Here is a 5,825-nt window from a genome sequence, read left to right on the forward strand (position 1 = left end):
TCGGCGCGCACGGCACCGGCTTGATCGGCGCAGCGGTGCTGGTGTTGCTGGGGGTGGTGGGTTTCCCCATCCTGGTTTCGACACCCAGCCGCGCCCCATCCCGGTCGATATTCCTATCGACATTCCCGATCGCAACAAGGTGGCTCCCCTGGTGGTGCCCGAGGCCGCGCCGGCCCGTCCGGGCAGCTTCGGCCCGGCCATGGCTCGGCCGGGGGGGCTGGCCGAAGGCGAAGAGGTCGTGCCGTCTAGCCGCAACGCGCCCAAGCCGGCGGCGTCTGCTCCGGTGCACGCCCCTGCGCCCGCGCCTGCGGCGGCGTCCAAGCCCGAGGTGCGGGCCGAGCCCAAGCCGGTGCCCCGGCCGGAGCCGAAGCCGCAGGTTCACGAATCGAAACCAGAAACCAAACCTGAACCCAAGCCCGAGGCCAAACCGCAGCGCTCGGAAGACGCGGCGCGTGCGCGGGCCTTGCTCGAAGGGCGCGATACCCCGGCGCCGGCCGCGGCAGCCTCCAAAAGCGAAGAGGGCCGGCTGATCGTGCAGGTGGGTGCCTTCGCCGATGCCGACAAGGCCCGCGAAGTGCGCCAGTCGCTGGAGCGCGCCGGCCTCAAGACCTACACCCAGGTGGTGGACACCAAGGACGGTAAACGCACCCGCGTCAGGGTCGGCCCCTATGCCTCCCGCGCCGAAGCGGACAAGGCGGCTGCGCGCGTGAAGGGCCTGGGCCTGTCGGCTTCGGTCCTGGCGCTGTAGCCGGCCGACGGCTCGCGTGCGTACATGGCATCGCTGGACTGGATTTTCTTGGCGGTGCTGCTGGGGTCCCTGGTGCTGGGGGCCTGGCGCGGGCTGATTTATGAGGTGCTGTCGCTGGCGGGCTGGGTCATGGCCTTTTTCATGGCCCAGTGGTGGGCCGAGGACGTGGGGCGGTGGCTGCCGATTTCCGATTCGGCCGAGTCCGTCCGGCATGCGGCGGGCTTTGCGCTGGCGTTCATCGGCACGCTGTTTGCCTGTGGATTCCTGGCCTGGCTGGCCAAGAAATTGATCGAAGCGGTGGGCCTGCGCCCCGTGGACCGCACGCTCGGGGCCGCATTTGGCGCGTTGCGGGGCATGGTGTTGCTGCTGGCGGCATCGCTCGTGGTGCTGTGGACCCCCTTGCAGGAGGGGCTGTGGTGGAAAGAGTCGCAGGCCGCCCCCATATTGACGGGGATGCTGGAAGTTTTGAAGCCGGCTTTGCCGCCAGCGCTGGGAAGGCATCTGCCTTCATGACAGGGACGCGGTGCCACCCCGGTGGCGCTGCACTGATTTTTTATTGCGGGATCGCCCGCCTTTGGATGGAACGCGAATATGTGTGGAATCGTCGGCGTGGTCAGCACGGCTCCTGTCAACCAACTGGTCTATGACGCTCTGCTGCTCCTGCAGCACCGGGGCCAGGATGCGGCGGGCATCGTCACCCAGCAGGGGCGCAAGTTCTTCATGCACAAGGCCAAGGGCATGGTGCGCGACGTGTTTCGCACGCGCAACATGCGTGCGTTGCCGGGCACGGTCGGCCTGGGGCAGGTGCGCTACCCCACGGCGGGCAATGCCTACAGCGAGGAAGAGGCCCAGCCGTTCTACGTGAACGCTCCCTTCGGCCTGGTGCTGGTGCACAACGGCAACCTGACCAATGCGCAATCGCTGCGCGCCGAACTGTTTTCAACCGACCACCGCCATACCAACACCGAGAGCGACTCCGAAGTGCTGCTCAACGTGTTCGCGCATGAGTTGGAGCGCGCCACCCGCGGTGTGCCGTTGCAGACCGAGGACGTGTTCGCGGCCGTGCGTGCCGTGCACCGCCGCGTCAAGGGCTCCTACGCCGTGATCGCGCTGATCGCCGGCCACGGGCTGGTCGCCTTCCGCGATCCCCACGGCATCCGCCCACTGTGCATGGGCCGCAGCCCGGAAGGCACCGTGATGGTCGGCAGCGAGTCGGTGGCCCTGGAAGGCACCAACCACGTGTTCGAGCGCGATATCCAGCCGGGCGAGGCCGTGTTCATCACGGACGACGGCACGGTGCATGCGCAGCAGTGCGCCGATGCGCCGCAACTCAACCCCTGCATCTTCGAGTTCGTCTACCTGGCGCGTCCGGATTCGGTGCTGGACGGCATCTCGGTGTACCAGGCCCGCCTGAACCTGGGCGAGGCATTGGCCAAGCGCGTGGTCTCCACGGTGCCGCCCAACGAGATCGACGTGATCATTCCCATTCCGGAATCGAGCCGCCCGAGCGCCACGCAACTGGCGCATTTGCTGGGTATTCCGTACCGGGAGGGATTCGTGAAGAACCGCTATGTGGGGCGTACATTCATCATGCCGGGGCAGGGCGTTCGCAAGAAGTCCGTGCGGCAAAAGTTGAACGTCATCGCCAGCGAGTTCAAGGGCCGCAACGTGCTGCTGGTGGACGACTCCATCGTGCGTGGCACCACCTCGCGCGAGATCGTGCAGATGGCGCGCGATGCGGGCGCCCGCAAGGTCTACCTGGCCAGCGCCGCGCCGCCGGTGCGCTACCCCAACGTGTACGGCATCGACATGCCCACGAGCAATGAACTGGTGGCCCATGGCCGCACGGTCGAAGAAGTGCGGCAGTCCATCGGCTGCGATGCCTTGATCTATCAGGACGTCAACGGCATGAAGAAGGCAGTGGGCGCACTGAACGGGCGCATCGAAGGCTTCGACGCGTCGTGCTTCGACGGTGTGTACGTCACGGGCGACATCACCGCGCAGGACATCGCGCGGCTGAACGAAGGGCGTGTGGGCGCGGAGGAGCCGCAGGAGGAAGACACCTCCCGCCTGGCCCTGCCCAATGCGCAGGACGCCTGACCGCTATTCGCTTGGATCTTCACGCCATGAACTCCCCTTTGACTGCCCGAACCCTTCCCGAAGGCCTGCACCCCGACACGCTGGCGGTGCGCGAAGCCATTCCCCGCAGCGTGTACGGCGAGCATTCCGAAGCGCTGTACCTGAGCAGCAGCTTCGTGCAGCCCGACGCGGCGACGGCGGCGCGCCGGTTTGCCGGCGAGGAAGAGGGCTATACCTACACCCGGACCGGCAACCCCACGGTCACGAGCTTCGAGCGGCGTCTGGCCGCGCTGGAAGGCACCGAGTCCGCGATTGGCACCGCCACCGGCATGTCGGCCATCCTGCTCATGTGCCTGGCACTGCTCAAGACCGGCGACCATGTGATCTGCTCCCGGTCGATGTTCGGCTCGACCATCAAGCTCATCGGCGGAGAGCTGTCGCGTTTCGGCGTGCAGACGACGTTCGTGCCGCAGACCGATGCGGCCGCATGGAAGGCCGCGCTGCGCCCGGAAACGCGGCTCATGTTTGCGGAAACCCCCACCAATCCGCTGACCGATCTGTGCGATATCCAGGCGCTGGCCGACATCGCCCATGAAGCCGGCGTGCTGCTTGCCGTAGACAACTGCTTTGCCTCTCCCGCCTTGCAGCAGCCCGCCAAATGGGGGGCGGATCTGGTCCTTCACTCCGGCACCAAGTTCCTCGACGGACAGGGCCGGGTGATGGCGGGGGCCGTGTGTGGACCCCGCGCGCTCATCGACGACAAGCTCGCGCCCATGATCCGCAGCGCGGGCATGAACCTGTCGCCCTTCAATGCATGGGTGGTGCTGAAGGGCATGGAAACCTTGTCCATCCGCATGAAGGCGCAGAGCGCCAACGCGCTGCAGCTGGCCACCTGGCTCGAATCGCATCCGCGTGTGGCGCGCGTGTACTACCCGGGGCTGGCGTCCCATCCCCAGCATGCGCTGGCCATGCGCCAGCAATCCGGCCTCGGCGGCGCCGTGCTGTCGTTCGACGTCAAGGTGAAAGAGGGCGATCCGGCCTCGGCCCGTGCACAGGCATTCCATGTGATCGACAGCACGCGGGTGTGCAGCATCACGGCCAATCTCGGCGACACCAAGACCACCATCACCCATCCCGCCAGCACCTCGCATGGCCGCCTGACCGAAGAGCAGCGCCAGGCCGCCGGCCTGGGGCAAGGCCTGATCCGCGTGGCGGTCGGGCTGGAACACATCGAAGATTTGAAGGCCGACCTCGCGCGCGGCCTGGATACCCTGCAATGACCGAAGCCAACCTGACCCAGCGCGTTCGCACGCGTTTCGCTCCCTCGCCCACAGGGTTCATCCATCTGGGGAACATCCGCTCCGCCCTGTACCCCTGGGCGTTCGCCCGCGCGACGGGTGGCGACTTCATCCTGCGCATCGAGGACACCGACCTGGATCGGTCCAGCCAGGCCGCCGTGGACGTGATTCTGGAAGGTATGGAATGGCTCGGCATGCAGCCCGACGAAGGCCCGTTCTACCAGATGCAGCGCATGGACCGCTACAAGGAAGTGCTGGCACAGCTGCAGCAGGCCGGCCATGTCTATCCCTGCTACATGAGCGTGCCGGAACTCGACGCGCTGCGCGAACGGCAGATGCAGGCCAAGGAAAAACCGCGCTACGACGGCACGTGGCGTCCCGAGCCCGGCAAGACCCTCCCGGCCGTGCCGCAGGGCGTGCAGCCGGTGCTGCGTTTTCGCAATCCGCTGGGCGGCTCCGTCATCTGGGATGACAAGGTCAAGGGGCGCATCGAGATCCGCAACGACGAACTCGACGATCTGGTGATCGCGCGCCCAGATGGCACGCCGACTTACAACTTCTGCGTGGTGGTCGATGACATCGACATGGCGATCACGCATGTGATCCGTGGGGACGACCACGTCAACAACACCCCCCGCCAGATCAACATCTTCGAGGCCCTCGGAAAGCAGCCCCCGGTGTATGCCCACCTGCCCACCGTGCTCAACGAGCAGGGCGAGAAGATGAGCAAGCGCAATGGCGCCAAGCCCGTGACCCAATACCGGGACGAAGGCTATCTGCCCGAAGCCATGGTGAACTACCTGGCCCGGCTGGGCTGGAGCCACGGCGACGACGAGATCTTCAGCCGCGAGCAGTTCTTGCATTGGTTCAATCTCGACCATCTGGGGCGCAGCGCCGCCCAGTTCGACGAAGCCAAGCTGCGGTGGGTGAACGCGCAGCATCTCAAAGCCATGGCGGACGACGCCCTGGCCGCCCTCGTGGCGCCGCTGCTGGAACAGCGGGGCATTTCTGCGGCAGAGCTGGCCGATGGCCGCCTGCCGCGCATCTGCGCGCTTTTCAAGGACCGTTGCGACACGACCGTGGCATTGGCGGACTGGGCTTTCGTCTTCTACGGCGATGTGGCGCCCAACCCCGAGGAGTACGCCAAGCACGTGACCGAAGCCGTGTGGCCTGCCATCGGTGCACTGTCGCAGGCCTTGACCACGTGTGCGTGGGACAAGGCTGCAATCTCTGCCGCCTTCAAGGAAGTGCTCGCCGCCCATTCGCTCAAGATGCCGCAACTGGCCATGCCGGTGCGCGTGCTGACCGTGGGAACGGCCCACACGCCATCGGTCGATGCGGTGCTCGAACTCGTAGGCCGCGAAAAAATCGCAGCGAGATTGCTGAAGCCTTAAAAACCTGTCTATAATTCAAGGCTCAGGAAATGATGACAGTCACAGTGTGAATGTGGTCATTCAGTGGGGGTATAGCTCAGCTGGGAGAGCGCTTGCATGGCATGCAAGAGGTCATCGGTTCGATCCCGTTTACCTCCACCACTGAGAGTTAGAGAACGGTTAGTCCCAGTTTTCGACCGTTATCGTCTAGAGGCCTAGGACATCACCCTTTCACGGTGAGTACCGGGGTTCGAATTCCCCGTAGGGTCGCCAAGTTTGTTAGCACTTGGCTTGTGTCTTTTCACAAGCAAACGCTGCCTGCCAGGA

Annotated in this window: 4 protein-coding genes, 2 tRNA genes and 1 pseudogene; all 7 read left to right on the forward strand. The window is 65.6% G+C overall.

Annotation, left to right across the window (positions count from 1 at the left end):
• A pseudogene (locus tag AC27IQ_RS17925) lies at nucleotides 1–748 on the forward strand (SPOR domain-containing protein); the annotation flags it as partial.
• 24 nt (nucleotides 749–772) lie between these two features.
• Nucleotides 773–1,261 (forward strand): CvpA family protein, encoded by a 489-nt coding sequence (locus AC27IQ_RS17930; RefSeq protein ID WP_284431507.1) that lies wholly within the window; start codon nucleotides 773–775, stop codon nucleotides 1,259–1,261.
• 78 nt (nucleotides 1,262–1,339) lie between these two features.
• Entirely contained in the window at nucleotides 1,340–2,848 is a 1,509-nt protein-coding gene (purF, locus tag AC27IQ_RS17935; RefSeq protein ID WP_284431508.1) for an amidophosphoribosyltransferase, read from the forward strand.
• 26 nt (nucleotides 2,849–2,874) lie between these two features.
• On the forward strand, nucleotides 2,875–4,107 hold the full coding sequence (locus AC27IQ_RS17940; RefSeq protein WP_372588245.1) for an O-succinylhomoserine sulfhydrylase: 1,233 nt from the start codon (nucleotides 2,875–2,877) through the stop codon (nucleotides 4,105–4,107).
• Nucleotides 4,104–5,519, forward strand: coding sequence for a glutamate--tRNA ligase (gltX, locus tag AC27IQ_RS17945; RefSeq protein WP_487090268.1), 1,416 nt, complete (start codon nucleotides 4,104–4,106; stop codon nucleotides 5,517–5,519). Before AC27IQ_RS17940 ends, gltX begins: the two co-directional genes overlap by 4 nt.
• Nucleotides 5,520–5,584: 65 nt before the next feature.
• Nucleotides 5,585–5,660, forward strand: a tRNA-Ala gene (locus AC27IQ_RS17950).
• 33 nt (nucleotides 5,661–5,693) lie between these two features.
• Nucleotides 5,694–5,771, forward strand: a tRNA-Glu gene (locus AC27IQ_RS17955).
• The last annotated feature ends 54 nt before the right edge of the window (nucleotides 5,772–5,825 follow it).

The organism is Acidovorax sp. KPB24-07, from assembly GCF_057543315.1.